Annotated in this window: 1 protein-coding gene; it reads right to left on the bottom strand. The window is 47.1% G+C overall.

Annotated features, from left to right (window positions below; genetic code table 11):
• A partial coding sequence (locus tag ABFY71_RS18790; protein ID WP_431021557.1) for a hypothetical protein occupies positions 1-262 on the bottom strand: 262 nt, incomplete at its 3' end.
• Positions 263-325: the final 63 nt, after the last annotated feature.

Below are 325 nucleotides of genomic sequence, written 5' to 3'. Positions count from 1 at the left end.
ATTTTTTACGCAAGGACAATATACCTTCGCAAGAGCGGTAGGCATGGCTTACGTACTTCGGTGAAGCCAATACCTTTTCTACGGCTTTCAGTGTATACATGCCGATAACCTCTGCCTCTTCCAGGTAAAAGGCGGCATTCCGTCCTTTGCTGTGCTGGTATTCCAGATGATTCTCAGGCATGTGCGCGTCCTCTGTAGAACGTCCGGCTATGAAGCTTCTTTTATGCAGGGCTATTCGTTGGGTGTTCAGATATACTTCCACGGTTTCTGTATCCCAGACCACGGTTACTCTTTGTCCTACATAAATGTATGGGACGCTGTAAAG

This window comes from Devosia alba, assembly GCF_039938915.1.
In the GTDB taxonomy this organism is placed as follows: Bacteria; Pseudomonadota; Alphaproteobacteria; order Rhizobiales; family Devosiaceae; genus Devosia; species Devosia alba.
The sequence above is the reverse complement of the archived record's forward strand: the minus strand, read 5'-3'. Positions and strand labels throughout refer to the sequence as shown.